Source organism: Arhodomonas sp. KWT, from assembly GCF_010993615.1.
Window position 1 is genome coordinate 1 of record NZ_WNXE01000326.1, and the last position, 2,164, is coordinate 2,164.

Below are 2,164 nucleotides of genomic sequence, written 5' to 3' on the forward strand. Positions count from 1 at the left end.
GTGCAGACCATGCAGGTCCAGGCCGGCGAGGTCTTCATCTCGCTGCTCGCCAACGAGGACCCGATCTTCGCGGTGGATTCCATCCCGTTCCTCGCCACCAGCTACGATGACGCCGAGCAGCTGTGGGACGCCTCCCGGGACGCGATCGAGTCCCGCCTCGCGGACGACGGCATCCAGCTGCTCTACGCCGTACCCTGGCCCGCGCAGGGGCTGTACACGTCCCGCGAGGTGAACGGCGTCGACGACCTCGAGGGCCTGAAGTTCCGGGCGTACAACGCGACCACCTCGCGACTGGCGGAGCTCACCGGCATGGTGCCGACCCAGGTCGAAGTGCCGGACATCCCCCAGGCCTTCGCCACCGGCATCGTCGAGGCCATGATCACCTCGCCGTCCACCGGCGCCAACTCCAAGGCCTGGGACTTCGTCGACCGCTTCTACGACATCCAGGCGTGGCTGCCCAAGAACATGGTCATCGTCAACCGGCGCGCCTTCGACGCCCTCGACGAGGAGACCCGCCAGGCCGTGCTCGACGCCGCCGCCGAGGCCGAGAAACGCGGCTGGGAGATGAGCCGCAAGGAGGCCGCGGCCAAGAAGGCGGTCCTCGAGGACAACGGCATGCAGGTGCTCGACCCCTCCCAGGCCCTCATGGACGGGCTCACCGACGTCGGCCGGACCATGACCGACGAGTGGCTCGAGAAGACCGGCGAGGACGGCCAGGCCATCATCGAGGCCTACCGGCAGTGACGGCGGCGTCCGCAACGGCCGCCGCCTGAGCGATGCGGCGGCTGCTCGACGCCCTCTACCTGGTGAGCGGCGTGGCCGGGGCGGTGTGCCTCGCCGCCATCGGCGTGCTCGTGCTCGCCCAGACGGCGGGCCGGCTCGTTGGCGTGGTCGTGCCCTCGGCCAACGAGCTCGCCGGCTTCTGCGTCGCCGCCTCGGCGTTCCTCGCCCTGGCCCACACCCTCAACCACGGCGGCCACATCCGGGTGCGCGTGGTGCTCGAACACCTCGGCGGACGCGCGGGCCGGGCGGTCGAGGCCGCCGCCCTGGTGGTGGCGCTGGCAATGAGCGCCTACGCGAGCTGGTGGGCCGTGGACCTGGTGCTTGGCTCCATCCGCTACGGCGACGTCTCCCCCGGGCTGCTCGCCGTGCCGCTGTGGATCCCGCAGACCGGCATGGCCGCCGGCCTGGTGGTGTTCACCATCGCGCTCGCGGACAACCTCCTGCGGGTACTCCGCGGGCGGCCGCCGCTCTACGCCGTGGAGGACTGAGTGGGCACGCTGGAGGTCGGTCTCGCCCTGATGGCGCTGCTGTTCGTCCTGCTCGCCGGCGGCGTGTGGGTGGCGGTCAGCCTTACCGTGGTGGCCTTTGCCGGGCTCGCGCTGTTCTCCTCCGCCCCCGCCGGGCTGGTGCTCGGCTCCAGCCTCTGGGGCGCGGTATCGAGCTGGTCGCTGGCGCCGCTGCCGCTGTTCGTTTGGATGGGCGAGATCCTGTTCCGCTCGCGGCTGTCCGAGGACATGTACGCCGGGCTCGCACCGTGGCTGCGGCGTCTGCCCGGGCGGCTGCTGCACGTCAACGTGCTCGGCTGCGGCATCTTCGCCGCGGTGTCCGGCTCGTCGGCGGCCACCGCCGCGACCATCGGCCGCATGTCCATCCCCGAGCTGCGCCGCCGGGGCTACGACGAGCGCATGATCATCGGCACCCTCGCCGGCTCGGGCACCCTCGGCCTGCTCATCCCGCCGTCGATCATCCTCATCGTCTACGGCGTCAGTGCCCAGCTCTCCATCGCCCGGCTGTTCATGGCCGGGGTGCTCCCCGGCATTCTGCTGGTGGTGCTGTTCATGGGCTATATCGTCACCTGGTCGCTGCTCCACCCCGGGCGCAATCCGCCGGCGGACCCGGCCCTGCCCCTCGGCGAGCGGCTGCGCGCCTCCGCCCGGCTGGCACCGGTGATCGCGTTGATCGCCGGCGTTATCGGTTCGATCTACGCCGGTATCGCCACGCCCACCGAGGCCGCGGCCATCGGCGTGGCGGGCGCGCTGGTGCTCTCCGCGATGACCGGCGGGCTGTCACTGGCGAGCTTCCGGGACGGGCTGATGGGCGCGACCCGGACCTCGTGCATGATCGTGTTCATCCTCGCCGGCGCCGCCTTCCTCACCACCGC

The 2,164-nt window shown here is 71.5% G+C and carries 3 protein-coding genes; all 3 read left to right on the forward strand.

The features are described from left to right. Positions 1 to 744 (forward strand): TRAP transporter substrate-binding protein (locus tag G7A99_RS18470; protein ID WP_163142943.1); only part of this gene is annotated, 744 nt, incomplete at its 5' end. A 32-nt stretch (positions 745 to 776) separates the two neighbouring features. Then, positions 777 to 1,271 carry a TRAP transporter small permease gene (locus tag G7A99_RS18475; RefSeq protein ID WP_163142946.1) on the forward strand — a complete coding sequence of 165 codons (495 nt, stop codon included), beginning with the start codon at positions 777 to 779 and terminating at the stop codon, positions 1,269 to 1,271. After that, on the forward strand, positions 1,272 to 2,164 hold an 893-nt coding region (locus G7A99_RS18480; protein WP_163142949.1), incomplete at its 3' end, for a TRAP transporter large permease. It abuts the gene before it with no gap.